The 20,018-nt window shown below is 45.5% G+C and carries 17 protein-coding genes; 6 read left to right on the top strand and 11 right to left on the bottom strand.

The genetic code is table 11. The features are described 5' to 3' along the window. Positions 1–112: 112 nt before the first annotated feature. Positions 113–3,625 (bottom strand): indolepyruvate ferredoxin oxidoreductase family protein, encoded by a 3,513-nt coding sequence (locus ACJJIO_RS17080; protein ID WP_444909198.1) that lies wholly within the window; start codon positions 3,623–3,625, stop codon positions 113–115. 569 nt (positions 3,626–4,194) lie between these two features. On the opposite strand from ACJJIO_RS17080, the gene ACJJIO_RS17075 reads away from it, so the two are divergent. The 3 genes from ACJJIO_RS17075 (at position 4,195) to ACJJIO_RS17065 (ending at position 6,250) form a co-directional block, all read left to right on the top strand. After that, positions 4,195–4,677 (top strand): Lrp/AsnC family transcriptional regulator, encoded by a 483-nt coding sequence (locus tag ACJJIO_RS17075; protein ID WP_152456185.1) that lies wholly within the window; start codon positions 4,195–4,197, stop codon positions 4,675–4,677. A gap of 253 nt (positions 4,678–4,930) precedes the next feature. After that, positions 4,931–5,371 carry a hypothetical protein gene (locus ACJJIO_RS17070; protein ID WP_444902685.1) on the top strand — a complete coding sequence of 147 codons (441 nt, stop codon included), beginning with the start codon at positions 4,931–4,933 and terminating at the stop codon, positions 5,369–5,371. 96 nt (positions 5,372–5,467) lie between these two features. Then, the gene (locus tag ACJJIO_RS17065) at positions 5,468–6,250 is read left to right on the top strand and encodes an alpha/beta fold hydrolase (protein WP_444902686.1); all 783 of its coding nucleotides are present in this window, start codon (positions 5,468–5,470) and stop codon (positions 6,248–6,250) included. Between the two features lie 65 nt (positions 6,251–6,315). Here the strand turns inward: ACJJIO_RS17065 and ACJJIO_RS17060 are convergent, their stop codons facing one another. From ACJJIO_RS17060 to ACJJIO_RS17025, 8 genes are all read right to left on the bottom strand, one after another. Beyond that, positions 6,316–7,977, bottom strand: coding sequence for a D-arabinono-1,4-lactone oxidase (locus ACJJIO_RS17060; RefSeq protein WP_252082302.1), 1,662 nt, complete (start codon positions 7,975–7,977; stop codon positions 6,316–6,318). Positions 7,978–8,034: 57 nt separating this feature from the next. Continuing rightward, complete coding sequence (locus ACJJIO_RS17055) at positions 8,035–9,903, bottom strand: carotenoid oxygenase family protein (RefSeq protein WP_444909197.1); 1,869 nt, start codon at positions 9,901–9,903, stop codon at positions 8,035–8,037. An 869-nt stretch (positions 9,904–10,772) separates the two neighbouring features. Then, positions 10,773–11,237, bottom strand: a complete 465-nt coding sequence (locus tag ACJJIO_RS17050; protein WP_444909196.1) for a GNAT family N-acetyltransferase — start codon at positions 11,235–11,237, stop codon at positions 10,773–10,775. 383 nt (positions 11,238–11,620) lie between these two features. After that, positions 11,621–12,394, bottom strand: coding sequence for a hypothetical protein (locus ACJJIO_RS17045; protein ID WP_444909195.1), 774 nt, complete (start codon positions 12,392–12,394; stop codon positions 11,621–11,623). 443 nt (positions 12,395–12,837) lie between these two features. Continuing rightward, positions 12,838–13,491 (bottom strand): acylneuraminate cytidylyltransferase family protein, encoded by a 654-nt coding sequence (locus ACJJIO_RS17040; RefSeq protein WP_444909194.1) that lies wholly within the window; start codon positions 13,489–13,491, stop codon positions 12,838–12,840. Then, on the bottom strand, positions 13,488–14,393 hold the full coding sequence (locus tag ACJJIO_RS17035; RefSeq protein ID WP_444909193.1) for an NAD-dependent epimerase/dehydratase family protein: 906 nt from the start codon (positions 14,391–14,393) through the stop codon (positions 13,488–13,490). Before ACJJIO_RS17035 ends, ACJJIO_RS17040 begins: the two co-directional genes overlap by 4 nt. Positions 14,394–14,434: 41 nt before the next feature. Continuing rightward, positions 14,435–14,707, bottom strand: coding sequence for a hypothetical protein (locus ACJJIO_RS17030; RefSeq protein ID WP_444909192.1), 273 nt, complete (start codon positions 14,705–14,707; stop codon positions 14,435–14,437). Between the two features lie 369 nt (positions 14,708–15,076). Continuing rightward, on the bottom strand, positions 15,077–15,265 hold the full coding sequence (locus ACJJIO_RS17025) for a GntR family transcriptional regulator (RefSeq protein WP_444909191.1): 189 nt from the start codon (positions 15,263–15,265) through the stop codon (positions 15,077–15,079). A 142-nt stretch (positions 15,266–15,407) separates the two neighbouring features. On the opposite strand from ACJJIO_RS17025, the gene ACJJIO_RS17020 reads away from it, so the two are divergent. Continuing rightward, the gene (locus tag ACJJIO_RS17020; RefSeq protein ID WP_444909190.1) at positions 15,408–15,842 is read left to right on the top strand and encodes an EamA family transporter; all 435 of its coding nucleotides are present in this window, start codon (positions 15,408–15,410) and stop codon (positions 15,840–15,842) included. Next, on the top strand, positions 15,842–16,309 hold the full coding sequence (locus ACJJIO_RS17015; RefSeq protein WP_444909189.1) for an EamA family transporter: 468 nt from the start codon (positions 15,842–15,844) through the stop codon (positions 16,307–16,309). Before ACJJIO_RS17020 ends, ACJJIO_RS17015 begins: the two co-directional genes overlap by 1 nt. Positions 16,310–16,362: 53 nt before the next feature. Here ACJJIO_RS17015 and ACJJIO_RS17010 read toward each other — a convergent pair whose 3' ends face one another. Next, the gene (locus ACJJIO_RS17010) at positions 16,363–17,301 is read right to left on the bottom strand and encodes a jacalin-like lectin (protein WP_444909188.1); all 939 of its coding nucleotides are present in this window, start codon (positions 17,299–17,301) and stop codon (positions 16,363–16,365) included. Between the two features lie 180 nt (positions 17,302–17,481). Further along, a complete protein-coding gene (locus tag ACJJIO_RS17005; RefSeq protein ID WP_444909187.1) occupies positions 17,482–18,537 on the bottom strand; it encodes a PI-PLC domain-containing protein in 1,056 nt (351 codons plus the stop codon). A gap of 435 nt (positions 18,538–18,972) precedes the next feature. Here ACJJIO_RS17005 and ACJJIO_RS17000 point away from each other — a divergent pair, with 435 nt between their 5' ends. After that, complete coding sequence (locus ACJJIO_RS17000) at positions 18,973–20,016, top strand: alpha/beta hydrolase (RefSeq protein ID WP_444909186.1); 1,044 nt, start codon at positions 18,973–18,975, stop codon at positions 20,014–20,016. The last annotated feature ends 2 nt before the right edge of the window (positions 20,017–20,018 follow it).

Below are 20,018 nucleotides of genomic sequence, written 5' to 3'. Positions count from 1 at the left end.
ACCCGATAGATTTTGCCTCCAGGTACACGGTAAGAAATATCACTGGCGTCCCTGCCATACATCCATTCCTTACTTATTTCCGATGCACTCTTTCCGTTGCTTACCCAGGGGCTCAGGAAACCGCCACCGGCGCCTGCTCCTTGTTCCCCGCGGTAAACTGGGTGAATAACTGCTGCCAGCGCTCCTGTACCTGGGCAAATTTCTGCTCACGCACATGCCCGTAACCGCGCACTTGCATAGGAATTGCCAGCAATTCCTGGGCTTCGGCAAGATTGTCAGCGCTTAGCTGAGCCGCCACCGACTTCACCGCCTGTGCCACCTGGCGCGCCCAGTCCCGTTCGGCGCGGCGCTCTTCGGTGTAGCCAAACACATCCAGCACGGAACCACGCAACGCTTTACCACGTGCCAACAATGGCATTAAGCGGCCCATCCAAGGGCCAAACTGCATCTTGCGCACCCGGCCACTGGCATCGGGGCGTGCCAGCAATGGCGGGGCCATATGGAATTTGAGGGAATAATCACCGCTAAAAGTCTCGCGCAACTGACGCTGGAAATCCTCGCCGCTGTACAGGCGCGCTACCTCGTACTCATCTTTATAGGCCATGGCTTTGAACAAGCTGTTGGCTGCAGTGCGGGTCAATTCCCCCGTCGTGCCGGCAAGAGCCAGCTCCGCTCGGTATAAATGCTCGATACCCTGTGTGAACTGGTGAGCGTAAGCGGCATTTTGATATTCAACCAGCTCGCGGCTCAAACGCGCGATCAGTTGCTCCACAGATTCCTGCGGCTCGATCATCTTTACGGGCTGCGCCGGTACCGCCAGCTTTTCTATCGCCCTCGGGTCCGTCGCCAACAAGCGCCCCGCACGGAATGCGCGCAGGTTATTTTCCACTGCCACACCATTCAGTTCGATGGCCCGCTCCAGTGCCGCCTCACCAATTGGCAGCAGTCCCTTCTGACAGGCGAAGCCCATAATCATCAGGTTGCTGGCAACCGTATCGCCAAACAGCGCCTGTGCGTACTTATTCGCATCGAAGGCGAAATACTCGGCACAGAGGGACTCAATGCTCTGTTGGGTGGCATCCGCCGGGAAAGCTAATTCGTTGTCTCGTACGAAGGCCGCCACCGGCACCTCCGCCGTATTCACCAGCGCACGCATTTTGCCCGTGGCAAATTTCGGGCGCTGGCCCGCAGCGGTGACCATATCGCAACCGAGCAGCAGCTCAGCGGCGCCATCGCGGATACGTGCAGTAGTGATGGCTTCCGGGCGCGCACCCACTTTTACGTGGGCGACCACCGCACCATTTTTCTGTGATAGGCCGGTGAAATACAGCGTGGTACTGCCCTTGTCTTCCAGGTGCGCGGCCATACCCAAAAGTGCCGCCACAGTGAGTACACCGCTGCCGCCGATACCGGCCACCAAGATGCTAATAGGTTGTTCCAGGGCTGCCACCGGCGCTGGCGGCAAATCGACGATGGCAGAATCCAGGGACTCAGCCAGAGACTGAACCGGCGGTTTCTTCAGCTCACCACCCTCGATGGTGACAAAACTGGGACAGAAGCCATCGGCACAGCGCATATCTTTGTTACAGCTGGACTGATTGATCTGACGCTTGCGGCCATAGGGGGTTTCCAGGGGCTCCACGGCGATACAGCTCGACTGCACACTGCAATCACCACAACCCTCACACACGCGCTGGTTAATCAGTAGGCGCTTGGGCGGATCCACCATCAGTTTTTTCTTGCGGCGCCGGCGTTTTTCTGCGGCGCACACCTGCTCGTAAATAATGGCGGTGACACCCGGCGTTTCACGCAGACGGCGCTGGACGGCATCCAGCTCTGAACGGTCTAACACTTCCACTTTCGCCGGCAACTGGCCGCGGTGCTGATGCCAGTGATCGGGGTTTTCACTGAGCAGAACCACCACCCCAACGCCTTCTGCCAGCAGCTGCGCGGCCAGACTTGGAGCGTTTACCTCGCCATCGGCAGGCTGGCCACCGGTCATAGCCACCGCATCGTTGAGAAGGATTTTGTAGGTGATATTGACCTTACTGGCGACTGCCTGGCGAATCGCCAATAAACCGGAGTGGTTATAGGTACCATCTCCCATATTTTGGAAAATATGCTCGGCATTCGAGAAGCGGTGCAACCCCACCCAATGGGCGCCTTCACCGCCCATATGGGAGTAAGTATCGGTGCGCAGCCCCTTGCCCAGCGCCATGATATGACAGCCAATGCCGGCACTGCCGAGGCTGCCCTCCGGTAGTTTGGTGGAAGTATTGTGGGGGCAGCCAGCACAGAAAATTGGCTCCCGCGCCAACAGGCCTTGTGCTCGCTGAGGCACATTGCCTCCCAATTTTTCTGCCAGGGGGATCAAACGCTGTGCGAGGTCAGTATCTGCCAGCCAGCGGGTAATCGCCTTGGCCACCTGATCTGGTCCAAAACCCCAGATCGCCGGCAGCAGATCTTCACCATTGAGGTCCTTCTTACCGACTACTTTCGGGCGGCGGTTGTCCTCCCAGCCATACAGCAGTTTCTTCAACTGGTCTTCCACCAGCGGGCGTTTTTCCTCCACCACCAGCAGTCGTTCCATGCCGTCGGCAAACTCACTGATACCGCGAGGCTCCAGGGGCCATGACATCGCCACCTTATAAATGGCAATGCCCGCCTGGCGCAGATTTTCCTCGCTCAGGTTGAGCAGTTGTAACGCTTCCAGCAGGTCCCCATGGGCCTTGCCCACAGTCACGATTCCAAAGCGCTTGCGCTCGCTTTCATGCGTTGTTTTATCCAGGCGATTGACATAGGCAAAGGCCTGCGCCGCCGGCAAGCGCTCCTCCAGCATACGGCGCTCGTACTCCAGGCGCTCAGCGGGCCAATTCAGGTGCGGGTCATAATTCAAGCCATGGGCAGGAATGGGGAAGTCCGCCGGAATAGTGAACTGTGGCAAGCTTGGAACCACCAGAGAGGCACCGGCCTCTACCGTTTCGGTAATGGCCTTGAACCCTACCCACAGACCGGAAAAGCGCGAAAGTGCAATACCAGCGAGACCGAGAGTGAGATACTCGTCGATACTGGTGGGAAACAGCAACGGCATCATTACCGATTCAAAAATCTGATCGGTGTTGTGGGAAAACATGGAGGACTCAGCGGTGTGGTCATCGCCACACAATGCCAGCACACCGCCGAGTTTGGCGGTGCCCTGGATATTCGCCTGGCGAAATACATCTGCGGTGCGATCCACCCCGTGGCCCTTGCCATACCAAATGGAAAAGACCCCATCGCGGGTAGCCTGCTCTCGGTAGTGATCGACTAGCTGGGTACCCCAAATGTTGGTGGCCCCAAGGTCTTCGTTAATACCCGGTTCAAAGTGGATATCGTGCCCAGCGAGTAGCTTCTTATGACGCCAGAGCGCTTGGTCGTAACCGCCGAGAGGGGAGCCCCGATAGCCGGAAATAAAGCCCGCAGTATTCAGGCCAGCCAGCTCATCCATACGTTTCTGCATGAGCGGCAGGCGCACCAGCGCATCAATACCAGTCAGAAAGACTCGGCCAGAATCACGGGTAAATGCGGCTTTGAGAGAATACTCGGTATCAAAGCCCAGCTCCTGATCGCCTTCGACCATTGCCATGGGTACCACCTATTAATTCATTATTGCTTTTCTTTTGCCCGGTTTGATGACGATAGCCACGGTGCCACATTTCTCTCGGCACCTACTGAAACAGCTCAAAGCCAAACCGAAGCATCTGCTTACTAGCCGCTAAAATTAACACCGCCCGGCCGGGCAGGTCATACCAAAATAAGCCTGGCTAGGGCATAATACGGACACAACTCGCTAAAGATCACAAACTACCAGCAACAATTCACTCAAAAAGTCAGTTTTTTAGGGATTCATCGAATAGGCCCTACGCGGGGGCGCCACTGTGAGAGACGCAGAATCTACCCCTACACGTAACCACCTTCCTAGTTTGCAAGTCGGTTACAGGAAAGCTGAGTGAACGAGTAGGTGGTGGCTGGTCACTCAGCACAGATCTAGTGAGCGGATATTGATAACAAAGAATAAACGGTTTCACGGCGCAGTCATAAAACAGGATAATTGCCCAGAAAGGACTCAACCGGGATGTTTTGTCATGCCAGCATGGCAGTGAAGCAGCCGGATAATCCGGTGTTCGTTCAGAGAGAAGAGATACGGAAAAAACCATGGCCTATTTACTGGATGCCATCGATAAAAAAATCCTGGAGATCCTCCAGGAGGATGCCACTATTCCCAATATTGAGCTGGCAGAAAAAGTCTGCCTTTCCCCCTCGCCATGCTCGCGGCGGGTCAAAAATCTCAATGAACAGGGATTTATCAAGCGCGCCGTGACCCTTTTGGAGCCCGAAAAAGTAGGCCTTCCAGTTAGTGTCTTTATTCAGGTAACCCTCAACCACCAAGTGAAAAAAGAGCTACAGGATTTTGAATCTGTTATCGGCCAATGGCCGGAGGTTATGGAATGTTACTTAATGACCGGTGACTTCGACTACCTGCTCCGCGTGGTTGTTCCCAACCTACAGGCCTACCAGGAATTTCTCGATAAAAAACTGACGGAGTTACCGGGTATTGATCATATTAAGAGTAGCTTTTCCCTAAAACAGGTACGTTACCGCACTGAATTACCGTTGGATCAGTTGTTGGAAAAATAAATTAGACAGAAATACCCTCCTGCCACTGTCCTGATAAATTTTTAAGGCAATCCTCCAGTTTAAAGCGCCTGAGTTATACCCGGGCGCTCTCGCTATGCAGATCGTTTATTAATCTTGCTCTTGTTAATGGGGTCCATCAGGCTAACTCATTGAGAGACAGGCTCTCATAGATCATTGAATTATCAATATACTTGATCTGGGAAAAGCTATCCGCAAAAAAGAATATGAATAATTGGTGTTTTAAGGGAAGTCATTGAAAGCAATAATCAGAAAGATCTTACTGGCCACGTCAATTGCAGGCGGCTCTATTGGAAGCATTATGGTTGCAGCAGATACCATGATTTCACGAGAATTAACATTCAATAAAGCAATTGGTAGCAGCCTAGTATTTGCCTTTTTTGTATACTCAGTATACGCGGGCATAAAATTTTTGAGATTCCCTTCAAACATTAAGCACCTTGAGCGGGTTTTTATCGTACAGATCCCCTGGATTACATCTCCTATTCTGAGTTTTAAACTTGCCACCGGAGTAGGCGCATCCTTTTTATTGATATATCCACCCTTCAGTGATACATATCGCCTGAGCATCGGTGCTGAATACTCACTCTCCCTATTAAGCGAACAAACTTGGGGGATTGGAGTAAACTTGGCCCCTATCAGCTTCTTGGCCCTTATCAGACTTTACAAAGAGTAAAACTTTAAGGCATAGAAGCGCAAACCCAAGCTATTAGCGCTCTCTAATTCAGAGAGTGAAAAGTTAGAAATAAATAATAAAGCTTATATACCAAAGATGAAGCACTCACTAGAAAAACCTAAAGAAACTGTCCTCTTTCTTCATGGTGCACTTGCCGATGAAAGAATGTGGGAACCACACCATCGTATACTCGCAAAAGAATACAGGGTTGTTTCTCTCACCCAAAGACATTTTGGTGTTGATAATAAAGGCTCGAGTGGAAGTTTTGGCATTGAAACTCATGCCGATGATTTAATTAGTTTCTCAGCCACGCTTGGCGATGGCCCCATTCACTTGATCGCCTGGTCTTATGGTGCTGATGTTGCCTTAAGCGCAGCAATAAAAGCCCCCAAATTGTTCAAAAGCTTATTTATCTATGAGCCTGGCTATCCAGGACATCTGGATGCCAAGAAAATGGAGGCGTTTATGCAGGATGCCGAAGCCATGTTTGGCAAGGTATTCGAAGCGGTTGACAATGGTAAGCTTGAGGAGGCTGTGGCGTTTCTTATTGATGGTTCCGGGAACAGAGCTGGCTATTTCTCTTCACAAGCACCAGTACTTCGGGCCCAGCAACTGGAGAATGCTCACACCCTGCCCTTACAACTCTCTCAAACTGAAAAGCCCTGCCTGGATAAAGAGCACCTGTCGAAAATCCAAATCCCCACTACGATTGGATACGGCAGTAATACCAGAAATCTCTTTCAGATAGTATCCAAATCTGCTGCCAGTCACACTCCTTCATCTAAATTATTGCAAGCGGCTTCAGAAAATCACATGTTGCCAATAGAAAATCCAGAAAAGTTTTGCCTGTATATTAAAGAGCACCTTTCAAAGAATTAACACTCAATCATCAATAAAATAAAAAAGAGTGGTGAAACCACCACTCCTTTTGTATCAATACAAGCCTAATCTTTCTTACATATCCGCGCCTCGGAATACCAATTACCTGCTTGGCAAGTTGCCCCTTGCTCACAATGTGCATCGGTTCTGCAATAGCACTGCCCGTCAGCATTACATTGGGGCGTTAGATAATTCTCAAGAGGGTCTTGGCCACTAACCCGCTGCCAGAATGGATTGGTAAAGACATTCTCAGGATCCAATTCCGCCTTGGCATCAAGGAACTGAGACCATTTCGGGAAGCGCGAGGGCATATCCTCAAAAATAGCCACCGAATTCTTACCCCAGTGCGGTCTGGCGCCATATTTGCGTAGCGACATCTGCTCAATTTCCAGGTTTACAAAGTAGTTTTTAGGCACCGCCTCACCGCGCTGGCGCAGAGTATACTCAATACCTACAAAAGCGGTGTCGCGCCCAGCACTCATTCCCAGATAGCTATCGGAGGCCTTACCAAAGCGGAAGTAAATACCGTTCAAGGGGAAGCAGGTGCGCTCACTGTGGGCAATAATCTGGCGCACATCGGCAATCCAGTTGGGCAGCTCCTCAAAAGGTATGGCCACTTCCTGCAAGGCAATCGGCAACTTATCCCAAACACAATTGTTCGGCTCTTTACAGACAAAATGCTGCATCAGATCCGCGTGCCCCGTGGGCTTGATGAATTTCTTTAGACCGGTATTTACATCGCGGAAATAAGAACTGGAGCGGGCCGTATAGCGCAGAGATGCGGCAAAGCACTGCAGGGCAGCACTGTCGGCTTCATGCAAGCTATCAAAAATCAGGCCAAAGAGATATTCGGAAAAATCCGAGACATCAGCTTGAGCGTTATAAGCATTGCCCCGGGTGTCCAAAGGAACCTTATTATAAGTAGTAACCGTATAGCGGCCGAGACCTGGGAACCAGGCAATATTTGCGGAGTGGTTATCCCGAGCCAAGCCCAAAATGACATTCTCCAGATCGCTGTCATCCCGGTGCCCCTTCACTTTGGCTTGCACCTTGTAGCCGGGTTCGGCTTCAATAGTCACTTCAACCACAACCCCCAAAACACCAAGGTTAACCCGCGCAGCATTGAGTAGTTCACCAGTGATTACACGCAGATTCCCCTTGCCATCAACGAGCTTTATCTCGGTGACATAGTCAGAAATCATATTGCTTTTCTGAGTAAAGGTGGATCCATGAGTGCCGCTGCCGAGCATCCCGCCAATCGAGAAGATCGCCAGCTCAGTAACCATCGGTACACTGAGTTCATGCTCACGCAAATAGGCTGCTAGATCATTAAAACGCATACCAGCTTGAACAGTTACCAAGCGGTTTTCTTTATCCAGGCTAACCACCTGGTTCATATTTTCCAGAGTGATTTGCACTTCGCCGTTGCCCGCACAAGCCGCGTCTATCTGGCTGTTAAAGCGCCGGGTACCGGTCATGACCTTGCGCCCCTGAGCCGCAGCATCGCGCACTATCGACTGTACCTCAGCGATTGTTGAAGGGTCATGAATAACACCGGGAAAACAATCCTGGGTGTCCTGATAGTTTTTCAAAACCTCAGGTACATCAATGGGGGGAGGTAACTGCTCCGCCGAAGCCCCCGCAGCAAAAAACAAACCTGCCGCACACAAGAAATTGGTAGCCCGGCGCAACAAATGACTTCGCCCGGAGAGAAGTGGATGGTACATGCCTTTGCTTCCTTGTTGTTGCATTACTGAGTTGTTGTATTTCAATTAATGAAAAAATTAACCAAATCTAGGTAGTAGCTCCCGGTCGATTATTTCCTGAACATTGCGACTGTGATCAGGCGCTTTACTACGTAGGAAATCCCCATATCCAGAACGGTAAGCCATAGCTGGACGGCGACCTATAGAGGGCACCCACAGGGCATGGTTAGTGGTAGCAAATTCCAAAGACTCACTGGCGAGGATACAGAGTGGCCCCCGGCTAAGTGCGGCAGCATCAAATATCCAGAACTCTTTACCGTTGGATTGCGCACTACTCGGATTTTTCCGAACAACCGCAGCAATTAGATAACCATCATTCTGCGCGGTGGATCCAGGCCGCGCCATAAACTGCGGTGTCCGCATCACACAGTCATCGGGGAACTGATAAGCATCGGCAATTTGCATGCGGGTGCAATCCATATGCACCAAAGCAGATGGCTTACTTTGCTCGGGCATATCCCAATAACTATAAAAACGTTCTGGGTAATTGCGGTATGCCCAGGAAACGCGCATAGAAACCAAATCTGGGCGGTAGCCCACCGCAGCCCAATACAGATGCTCAAATGTCTCTGGAAACTGAAAGTGCCCTCGATAAGCTGGGTCATTCATATCCCAAAGGAGGTTTTCATCGCGGATAACCCGGTAATCGTCTTTGATTTCCCGTGCAAAGTTGGACGTTACCTGAATTCTAGCCCGCACCAGACCTCCAACATCCACAGGCGCCGCCGGATAGCCGGACAACCACTTGGGCACTAGCCCACCCTCTTGGAATATTTCATAGCGGAACAGCTGTTCAGACTTATCCATGGCTCCCATATACTGGCCATAGAGAGTGATTTCACCGGCACTGTCGTCATAGTTGCAAACAATATCGGAGGTATCAAAGCCCAGCTCCAGGTAGTCAGCAATAATATCCTCACGCCCAGGTACCATATCCGACTTGCGTATCACCCAACAGCGAGTTTTGTGTTCCTGCGGCAGCACAATATGGGTACCGAGAATACGAGTGGATTCGACCCTCGCCGCGGTCTCAAAAATAATGACATGGTTACGAGTAACCCCCAGGGAGTGGGAACTGGCCGCGATATAAGCGTTATTTCCCTGGCGATCACGAATATTCCAGCTTTTGAAAGCCCCCCGCTGATCCCAGGAAATCAAGCGAATAAAGCCCGAGCGACCGGAGTCACCCATATTGCCACCATAATTGATGGTAATGCACTCACCGGACGCCAAATCAAAGAAGGGGTGACCAGTAGTGCGAATTTGTGGGAACAACCACTTCTTTGGCGTTAGGTTATCCAATAGAGGAGGAAGACTGGATTCCCACTCTCCCACCTCACCAATAGGGGTTATCATTTCCAGAGTGGTAGCATCGAACTCATAGGGCACCCCACCCTCATAGCTCATCGCAAAGCGATTTTCCCCCATATAATTGGGGGCCGTATTGCAATAATTCATAAAGCCAAGATTTGGGCTGGAATAGATAGTTCCCCCCAGCAAATTAAACTTATCGAAACCACTCAAATCTTGCTCCTGCATAATTGCAGAGGCGGTTCTGATCATTTTTCGCGTATAAGCCACACTGCCATTACTGGCTCTACCACTGAAATCCAACCGGGTAAGCGCACCTTTTCCATTTGGAGTCAAATGGTTAGGAGCGAGAGGAATCCCCTCGGCCATCAACAAATGGCCGGTAACATCATCAGGCAAGTTACCTTGAACCACCTTAAGGAAACCGGAAGAATCCTGCAGGCTGCCATGCATAATTGACTTTGGGAAGGTGGAATCCTCTAGGCGATTACTTGCCTGAGCTGTAGAACTGGTCATACCAGCCAGTGGCAGTGCCGATAGAGCACCTGCGGCTTTCAGAAGATCGCGACGTTTCATTATTTTCCTTGTAATAAAAACGGCCGACTGCTTTAACTGACCTTATGTTTATAAATTTAGTGCAATGTATTCATATTTGATTTTTAACACCCTCTTCACCAAGCGATATATATTTATTATTCCCCAGCTTGGCGAGCACACCAAAGGTGAAAATATTTAAACCCGAGCGGCAGTTAATTATATTAAACCGCAAAAATCAAGAACGAGATGATGACACTGTTAACCAGTTTTTCCGTAAAGCATAAGCGCCCTACAGAACTAAACAGTCAGGCAAAATAATATCAATAAAACATCTACTAAATCATATTTCCAAGCATTAACTCAGACGGAAATGAGAATCTTTTTCAGTACTTATTGTAATTCCGAACATCTAGGCTAGAAAATCTCAAAGAGCCAAACTCTATTTTTATTTCAACCACCACAACCCCCTAGACATTTACCACTAAAAAATCGTGCAACTTAATGTTGCCACAACGATTTATTCAGCCTTAAAGGCTAAAAGGTTAAAAGGTTAAAAGGTTAAAAGGTTAAAAGGTTAAAAGGTTAAAAGGTTAAAAGGTTAAAAGGTTAAAAGGTTAAAAGGCTAAAGCAGGGAGTTTTTCACCACCAAACAAATATTTACATTAATCGGCATAGCATATATTTCCCGTCCACTCTCAACGCTCAATGTTATAGAAGTATTATTTGTAGAAAGCTTGTTGAGGCACCCTTACAAAGTCCTAAATTTAAAGGATGAGAGCGAATTAATATAAACCTTCCCACTTTAATACACACCGATTCCCCAGCCTATATAGGGCCCGATACAATCAATAAAAACCGCAAGGAAAATAGGCATACAGAACGTACCGAACCTTATAGGAATATAAGGACTATAATTCCAGCTTCAACCTCTCCCCATTAGAGTTATCTGAAAATCCTTCCCGACGATAAAAATCTGCTGTCCTGCTCCACTTGTCCTTCTCTGGTGTACTCACCTCCAAACGTGGCCACCCCTGCTCTCTTGCAAAATAAACCACTCGGTCCAGCATTTTTTTTCCAATCGACTGACTTCGGTATTCAGGCTCTACGTAAAACTCTTCAATTACGCCATAATACCCCCCAGCATAAATAGCTGCAGACCTGGAAACGGTAATAACAGCAATAATCTCACCCTCAACTCTATAAAGAAAAGCATTATAAGCACTCTCCCTTACCAGCAGCTTGTTACTTGCCTCAATGAGTTGATCAGGTTCGATTTCACGCTTATGCCCCACCAAAGCCATTAATAGCTTGGCAACTAGATGCGCTACTATATCGGCATGCTTTGGCGTGGCAGTTATTATTTCACCCTGCATACTTCTACTCCCTGAATTTATTTATCAAAAAAATAAGAGTCTTCAAAAGCCTGAAAATGTGATCACATTTTCAGGCTATCAGCCTAAAGCACTTATAGCAAGGGGAAATAAATACTGCCCCTAAAATCAATATTCAGCGAAAGGAGTATTTTTCAGAACAAGGGGAGAGGCGGTAGCCAAAGCTCTCAGGAATTACCTTCATACTGAGTAGCTGAAACCAGTTGTTTATTCCCTCAGCTTAAAAAGTTAGAGATTACTTTGAAATGGGGCCAGGGACAGTTAAGCGTATTGGAGAACAAAAAGCCTATCTTATTAACAGGGAAATATCACAGAGAAACAAAAAAAGCTCCCACTTGAGGAGCTTTCACAACCATCAATACTTATCAGTCCCAGCGATTAAATACCACATGCATTCCGTGGTTGTCATCACTAACAAATACGAAATAACCTGCATTGGTGTGCCTGGAAGCACATATTTTAGTACCGCCAGAGGTCTCTGAACACTCCATTTTATTGGCTTCAATACCTATCGTTTCATAGGCACATTGATTAGATTGTCCAGCCAGATTTTGCACCAGATCACGTGTAGTTCTAGCCAACACAAATCGGTAATCACCAAAGTAACGGTAATTATAGGCATCCAGGTAATACGCCTGGGAATCCACACCAGACTTTAGAAGGTCGGAGTAACACTTCGCAGGATTGGCCATCCACAGCATGTCCATGTCATTAGAGGTGTGAACTGCAGGCCAGTTTTGTTGGTCATGCTTGGAAAGGACTACATTGGTGGAATCAACGTAGTCTTTTACAACAACATAGTCACCTTCATCACTTTCTATACGGCAAACTGGCGCACCACCGATAAAATCATCACACTGTACATCATCTAATGTGATTTGAGTGGTGGAAGTGATACAGCTAGAGGCAAAGTTTTTTGCCCAGTTTTTCACCGCGATAACGGCATACTCGCGCTTATCTTCAATTTCATAGTAGAAATCTGAAAAAATGCGGTACACCTCACGGTCATTTGTATTGCTCTGAGTCGCAGCCTCGGAGCATTGGCTAAAATTCGGCAAATCAAACGTTGTGTTGGCCTGTGCAGGAATAGCAGCAGCAACAGCCATAGCTACTACAGATAAGGATGCAATGGTTTTCATTCGAAATCCTCCGTGAACTTACTCTCTCAAAATCGTCGCGGATTCTAGCAAAGTGAAGCAATCGAATGAAACATTTTTGTAATATGGTGACAGAGCAACCCTCTATTAACCAAAATCGTCCATTGAGGTATGCAGGTACTACTCAATTGCAAAAGGGCCCAAAGCATGAGAAGAGCACAATAAACTAAGTCATAGTCACCAGACCCAGTAATAAAACTTATACACTAATACACCGATTGATTAGATTAACCAGTTGCTTCAGCTGTTTTTTTGCCTGCGAACACTCTCCATTTTAATACCTTAAAGGAAAACCGCAATTGCCCCTCTGTCAATCTTTATAATAATTTAGGCTACTGAAACATACACCAGTTCATATATCCAAGCGGTACTCATTTACTAGAGTTGGGAATGTAATCTCATTTGACAGTAAATAATGACTTTAATTAAATATTAAATTTGTCCTTATATAGCATTTCTGCTATTTTAAAATCCATTTCGGTATCAATATCTATTGATTCTTCACTAGAAATCTTATAGTAGTGAGTTTGGCCACACAAATAGTTCTTATCTTCTATCAATTTTTCTCTTTTGCATATAACAAGCCCAAAGGTGGGGATAAGATATTCTTGTAAATCTTGAGAATTTGGCATTTTATTTTTTGTGAAATTAAAAGGCTTATTATCAAATATAATAAACTCTTTAAATGAGACTACTGACATTAAGGAATCGAAATCACCTTTGAAATATGTTTCTATTGCTTCTAAATAAGTTTTTTCGTTTACAAGAGGGCTTGTAACCTGTGTCACTATAATATTTTTAGATTTGGTTGTGCTTCCCAAATATTCGTGATACTCGCTATTTGAGCAATCAGAAGAAGCATAATATGGATCTCTTCTAAAATACTTTAAATTGTTCTTTTTTGCGATTTCAATCGCTAACTCTGAATCAGTGTTTATTATAATATCTTCAACTGGTAATTTTTTAACCTGATTGATTTTTATTTGCAGAAGATTGCTATCCGCAAATTTTTTAAAATTTTTGTTTTTAACTCTTTGAGAACCTGCTCTTACAGGTATGACTGCTGTAAAATTTTTCATATATTCTCAAAATTATCATAAAAGTGTTTAACGCCTAAAGATAAATTAAATTTTGGCTCCCACCCTATTGACTTTAGCTTATTATTAACTCCTGTTATATGTGTCTGATCTCCTACATAACCTTTTTTTTCTATTATGGAAACTTTCTTGTTTAACACTTTTGAAATTTGATTTATTATTTTTTCAGGAGTTTGAGGCTCCTCATGCAGAACATTATATGTTTGACTATCTGTTTTTTCATTTGAAATAGACAGATAAAATGCTTCACAGACATCGTTTACATGCACAAGCGATCTTACTCTATCTTTTTTTCCCGTTATAGGAACCTCTCCGGTATCAAGAGCATATTTCAAATAAATACTGACAATTCCTTGGTGAAGGTTGTCCATATCTTGCCCTGCTCCATATGTAGCAAACAACCTATAAATTGTATAAGGAATGTTATTATGCTCATATAGCAACTTAACATAGTTTTCGCTTGCTAGCTTACTTACTCCATAAAAGCTAATTGGATTCTCCTTTGTTTCTTCTGTGACAAACTCATTATTTCCATAAACAGACATAGAAGAAGACAAGATTATTTTTTTGATATTTGTTTTTTTACAATAATCTATCAAATTTACAGTAGCCAAACAATTATATAAACAATCTTCTTGAGGATCTAATAAAGATTTATATCCTCCTGATTGAGCCGCAAAGTGAAAAATATAATCATATTTTTCACCCAAAAGAGAAAATTTTTCTTTATTGGACATATCAAATGAAAAGCAAGTAAACTCATTTCTCTGTGAAGAGGTGGGCGTTTTTTTATCTAATATATGAACATCATGTTTTTTAAGTTTAAGAAATTTTGCAAAAGTATAACCTATAAACCCTAACCCGCCCGTTATTAAAACTTTCATTTTACAATTCCATTTTTCTTTAATTCTTCTTTACAAGAAGCTCAATTCTCAAATTTTATTGCTTTGTCGTCAAAATAAGCAACAACATTTGTTTTTTCAAAAGTAATTTCTCTGATGTATTTTAACATTCCTTTATCTTTTAACCATTCTTCAATCAACTCTTTGGCGGTTTTTTCATTAACTAAAGGTCTATCAGGGTTACATTTACAAGAAAATACAATTAAATTAAAGTTTTCTGATAAATCTTTTAATATTTTTACTGTATCTTTTATAGGTTTTCCATATATTGTACCATCATGAAAGCCTTTATCCATTTAACCTGGGAACTTGAAGCCATAAAACCAATCCTCCTGTTGGCATGCTAATCCACACCTTTGGGATGAGATGGTCAGTCAGGAAATTACGATACTGATCAACTTGCTCCCGCAATCGGGGTCTCAATGTCGCCGGGTGCTTAGCATATTGCCCACTACAGATAAAATCAGCCAAGCTCAATTGGAGTGGTGAATTTACCCCTAAGCTCTCGAGTTGACGTTGCTGCCTGTAATAATTTAAATATCGTCCAGGCAAACACCAACCCAGTCGATAACCAGAACTCAGTGTTTTTGATATAGATCCACACCATAATAAGTATCCCCCGGTATCCCAATGGCATGCTGGGAGTGGAGGGACTCCCTGGTGATCTAACTCATGGTAGACGTCGTCCTCACCCATCCCATCTCCTCCAGATAACGATAACAATTCAATGCGGTAGTCAGGCTAACCTCATTCACCCGAGCAAGCTGACGTAGAGACGGAAGCTTTTGTCCTGGCTGCACCTTTACCTGGCGAATATCTTCCATTAAATGATCAGCCATTCTCTTGTACCGCATCATACTCCCCAAACTCAATTAACCTTCCAGCCCCTTATTGGGCAGAAAGTAACAAACTGTATACTTTTTTTAATTGAAATCTGTATCTGTCCCTAACCTCAGAATGCACAGAAACTATCCCGATATCAATGGGACAGTAGTTATGAGATACAAAGATTTGAGCCTTGGAATTTTCGTGATGGCTATTTGGAGAGTCAACTTTATTGCCATTAAAGTGAGTACGACAAATCTCAATCCACTACTAGTTACCGCGCTGCGCTTCACTCTTGCAGCAATACCGGCCATTTTCTTTATTCCCAAGCCGCCCGTTGCCTGGCGCTATATCCTCAGCTATAGCTTGGTCTTTGGCACAGGTATCTGGGGACTTGCTACTTGCTCGCTTACTGCTGGGCTCTCTCTAGGTATGGCATCACTGCTGCTCCAGCTCAATGCAGCAATTAGCGTATTACTTGGCTGGCTGATCCTTAAAGAGACGGTCAGTGCACAAAAAATATTGGGAGCCAGCCTGGCAATCTTAGGATTATGGATTGCTTTCCTTATTGAGGATGGCAGTGTCAGCCCCTCGGGGTGGTGCTAGTGATTCTGGCAGCAACTTGCTGGGGTATCAGTGGTCTGATTGTCAAAGCGGCCAATACCAAGGAGGTTTTCGCTTTTATTGTTTGGAGCCTTCTGTTTGCTCCCATCCCTTTACTGGTTCTTGCGTTGGCTCTGGAAGGTAAAGAGGTTTTAAACAACCTTATTGAAATTGATAAGCTTACCCTAGCCTCAATTCTATTTCAGGCTTGGCCCACCACCTTACTAGGCTATTGGATTTGGAATCGTTTGGTTGTCACTTACCGTTTATCAACTATCGCTCCTCTTACCTTACTGGTACCAATTTTTGGTCTCCTAGCTAGCTGGCTTGTTTATCAAGAGCCTCTGGGGATAGTGAAAATCTGTTCAAGCTTATTGATCATTTCTGGGCTCATTGCGGGAGTCATAAAGTGGGATAAAGTGAGATTGAGCAAAAAGAAGCAAGCAAATGTGCCCATAAATATTCAATAAGGTTTTAGAGTAAGTGCGGATTGGGCCTCCCAACCCGCCCTCACCTCCGCCACCTAGGGCAAACAAGAAGGCGTAGTAAAGAAGTATTTTACCTCGTAATCACTACAATTCTCTGTTGCACAGAAGAAACGATAATTAGAACCGAGATTCCCCACTAATATACTCTCTCCTGTAAACCTGTAATCTAGTTTGGAATCAGCCAAGCGACCAACAACATTTACGACATCTTTTACTTCACAGGTATTGGAGATATTACCTGCCGCTTTGTGTTCATTAAAACTTTCGTAGTCAATGCCACCAGAGGAGGGGTTGTCATTATTGAGCCATTCCGTTGCGTAATAGCCAGCATTGATCAAAGAACTGGAAAGCTTGTGCACACCCAAAGCAATAACTTCATCCCCTTGGCGCCCATGGAAAGCAAATATCTGCTGGGTAGAGGTAGAAGAATAGCTCTTACAGGAACCCTGCTGCATGCCACCTGAAACTGTCTCCCCTGTACTGGAAGTCAGTTTTAAATAATAAATACTACCGGAACTGTACTTTTCATCATCCCAGCAGATTTTAACATCATCGAGATATTCACCACTGGCGGAGTCAAAACTAAGGACAGAGCCCATTGAGCCACCATCTCCGTCACCATACTCAATGCAAAGTTCATGAACGCTCGCATTTGCATGGCTGACAGCCTGCTGGAATTCATAACAAGCCTTTAACCCATCAATACGACTTCCAGAGCGAATTTGTACCGATTTCAAATTCATAGTGCCGCTACCAAGCAGTTTACGCTTGATTAAATCGATGGAATCAAATGCAGAACCACCAGTGCCACCAATCGCATCCTTTTTGAGGTAACCATAATCAGAGTAAGCATCCTGGCTGGCAAGCCAAAAATCCTCAAATACCTTATAATAATTTACCCAAACCGAAGTTGTTATGCCCTTAGTATTTCTTTCAGCATAGAGTTCAGTACTTTCAAGGGCATTATAAGGCATACCGTATTGATAGCCCTCTGCAGCACAAGCGCTATAGCCATCAGCCCAGGCACCGGTGGACTCACTGATGTGCCAATTCCTATTAGCATCTACACACGCAAATACACGGATCGTAGAGCAATCATAATCTCTAATCTCCCCATCATTAGTTAGCCAACTACAACTGTGCTCGGTACCCGGTCAGTCATCTCGCCAAGACCAAAGGTAATCTTCAATTTGTGGAGCTTTGGATGCTCCAATGGTTGTTGCATTGGCTTCAACTAAAGCCAACTCTATCAGCTGGTAACCTGCCTGTGCTTTTTCTTGGACGGTATCACCATAAATTTTGATATCGTTCTTACTGTACTCCGTAGTCGCATCCAGTACGACACTGAAATTTCCATTTTTATAGTGGGTGGTAGCGCTGCTATTACCATCAGAATCCACTGTCAACTGGCTGGAATTTTGAGCCAAAGGTTCATTGGAGGTTAGATTGCCAGCAGCATCCATTTCATCTACGCCAATCCAGACATTCCTTAAATACTTGCTTGTTTTGGATTCATCATGATAATCGCAAAGATTATTATCCCCTGTGTGCGGATACTCTCTAGGTACCTGAGTAAAAAGAATAATGTTTCGCCCTGTATCCAGCACATCTTGCTTGCTTAAAGTTTGCACTGGCAATGAAGCGCAATCCCCTTCCGCGTAACCCCAGTCAGTTGGCTTGAAAACATAGTCCCCCAGGCGACTCTCAATCTTTTCACCAATTTTGTTCCTAAAATTCTGAAGATAATCTGAATCATAAGCTTCTAATTTTATAAATAACACTTCATCCTGATTATCCTCAAGAAAATCTGTGATCTCATCAAAGCCATCCCCGAGAGTTGCCGCTGTGCCTACCATGTATATGCACATAGTGGCCTCTTCAAGTCCCATGTGACACATGTGTGGAGTAGAACTAAACGTGGATAAAGGGTAGGTATCGTACTCCACTAAGCGGATACCACGATGGAACAGCTTCTCAGGGGCATACCATTGATTAACATCGGTATATACTCCTTGATCCCACTGGAAAGAAGCATAGGCATTATGTGCCCCTGCCCATAACGTTTTTGACAACGGTGCCCTAGTATCAATTTGTCCCTGCAAATCCAACCGATGCACCTTTGCATCCCCTGAATCAATTTCTCCAGCAGCCATCATCGATGCTGAGATTCCCAGTAAAAAAATAGATAATGAGTTAATTATTCTTAGCATTATTTATCCCTGACAGATCGTTTGTTAGTGAAAACACAAAATACAGAGTGTCTCTCCAGTTTTTCGGGGGTTTACTAGCGCTGGCGATTCAATAGGAAAATTACCCTAAAAGACCGCAGTAAAAGTGAATCCTTAACGTTACTTAACCATTCCATAATGCGTACACATTTTTGGATAGGAGGGTTGAGAGGTAACTTGAAAATTATTACTCTGGATCTTTCTTATTTTTTAACTATTACTTCACACACCTAGTAGCTGCTCACAGTCAATCTATAAAGCTATTTTTCATAAAATTTCACAATAGGCACAAATGAATTAGCGCTGAACGCTATCATTTAGGTATGATTGTAAAGTTTCACTTTTACTTCTGAACGTCCCATCTGGATGAATGTTACCCCCCGAGGCAACACTGGATTCAGGCAGCATTTCCAACACATGGATGAAAAAATAGACGAAGCTATAAGCGTCCAACTTTTTCCAATAGAAATACCCTACCGTCAGTACCAAGCCATAAGATACGGAAAGATCATGGCCTATACCCTTGACAGCCAATTCAGCCAAGCAATCAAGCAATTTAGGGCTTTACTGGAATCCATAGAGCCAATAGAAGTAGGTGATGTGGCCACAAGACGTGAGGTTGGTGAGCATGTTCTCAGAGAGGTATTTCAAACCCATCCCATGCCAACCGATGTATCAATAGAAGATTTTCTGGTAAAGCTGCCCGATGAATCCAGCATCATATTGCGATGGTACTGTAAACAAAACTCAACGCCGGGGTCAGCGGTACTCTACTTACATGGTGGGGGCTTGATCTTCAATGATGTAGGAATATACGACCGATTAGTCGCAAACTATGTCTCAAAGAGTGGGGTGCCATTTCTCTCAGTGGATTACCGCAAAGCGCCAGAATATCCTTTTCCAACCCCCATTGAGGATTGTTACTCGGCATTGTGCTGGCTCCATAAGAATGCCAAATTGCTGCAAGTAGACCCCAACAGGTTAGCTGTTATGGGCGATAGTGCTGGTGGAGGGCTGTCTGCGGCACTGACCATCTTAGCAAGGGACAGGAATGGCCCTTCTTTAGCAAAACAAATTCTTATATATCCAATGCTTGATGACCGGAATACTGTTGAGGACCCAAAGCTGGCTCCCTATGTACTTTGGACTAATGATGACAACCTTACCGCTTGGCAGGCTTATCTCGGAGAAACAATGGGTACAAGTAAAGTAACCGCTGTTGCCGCTCCAGCTCACTTAAAAAACGCGGAAGGATTGCCCTCCGCATATATTGAAATTGGGGAATTGGACATTTTTCGCAATGAAAATATTGAATATGCACGCTTACTCGCCAATGACGAGGTAAGTACAGAGTTCCACTTGCGTCCAGGCGTTAATCACGCATGGGAGGTATTTGCACCTACAATCCCAATCTCCATTAGAGCCATGAATGACCGTATTCGGGTTATTCAATCTGTTTGAAC

This window comes from Microbulbifer mixtoriginis (SeqCode) (assembly GCF_052467235.1).
This window is presented reverse-complemented; position numbering and strand designations above follow the sequence as displayed.

Bases quoted from the DNA above. Each gene is read 5' to 3' on its own strand.
- ACJJIO_RS17080 (WP_444909198.1), bottom strand. From the start codon at position 3,625: ATGGCAATGGTCGAAGGCGATCAGGAGCTGGGCTTTGATACCGAGTAT.
- ACJJIO_RS17075 (WP_152456185.1), top strand. From the start codon at position 4,195: ATGGCCTATTTACTGGATGCCATCGATAAAAAAATCCTGGAGATCCTC.
- ACJJIO_RS17065 (WP_444902686.1), top strand. From the start codon at position 5,468: ATGAAGCACTCACTAGAAAAACCTAAAGAAACTGTCCTCTTTCTTCAT.
- ACJJIO_RS17060 (WP_252082302.1), bottom strand. From the start codon at position 7,977: ATGTACCATCCACTTCTCTCCGGGCGAAGTCATTTGTTGCGCCGGGCT.
- ACJJIO_RS17055 (WP_444909197.1), bottom strand. From the start codon at position 9,903: ATGAAACGTCGCGATCTTCTGAAAGCCGCAGGTGCTCTATCGGCACTG.
- ACJJIO_RS17050 (WP_444909196.1), bottom strand. From the start codon at position 11,237: ATGCAGGGTGAAATAATAACTGCCACGCCAAAGCATGCCGATATAGTA.
- ACJJIO_RS17045 (WP_444909195.1), bottom strand. From the start codon at position 12,394: ATGAAAACCATTGCATCCTTATCTGTAGTAGCTATGGCTGTTGCTGCT.
- ACJJIO_RS17040 (WP_444909194.1), bottom strand. From the start codon at position 13,491: ATGAAAAATTTTACAGCAGTCATACCTGTAAGAGCAGGTTCTCAAAGA.
- ACJJIO_RS17035 (WP_444909193.1), bottom strand. From the start codon at position 14,393: ATGAAAGTTTTAATAACGGGCGGGTTAGGGTTTATAGGTTATACTTTT.
- ACJJIO_RS17030 (WP_444909192.1), bottom strand. From the start codon at position 14,707: ATGGATAAAGGCTTTCATGATGGTACAATATATGGAAAACCTATAAAA.
- ACJJIO_RS17025 (WP_444909191.1), bottom strand. From the start codon at position 15,265: ATGCGGTACAAGAGAATGGCTGATCATTTAATGGAAGATATTCGCCAG.
- ACJJIO_RS17020 (WP_444909190.1), top strand. From the start codon at position 15,408: ATGAGATACAAAGATTTGAGCCTTGGAATTTTCGTGATGGCTATTTGG.
- ACJJIO_RS17010 (WP_444909188.1), bottom strand. From the start codon at position 17,301: ATGCCTTATAATGCCCTTGAAAGTACTGAACTCTATGCTGAAAGAAAT.
- ACJJIO_RS17005 (WP_444909187.1), bottom strand. From the start codon at position 18,537: ATGCTAAGAATAATTAACTCATTATCTATTTTTTTACTGGGAATCTCA.
- ACJJIO_RS17000 (WP_444909186.1), top strand. From the start codon at position 18,973: ATGGATGAAAAAATAGACGAAGCTATAAGCGTCCAACTTTTTCCAATA.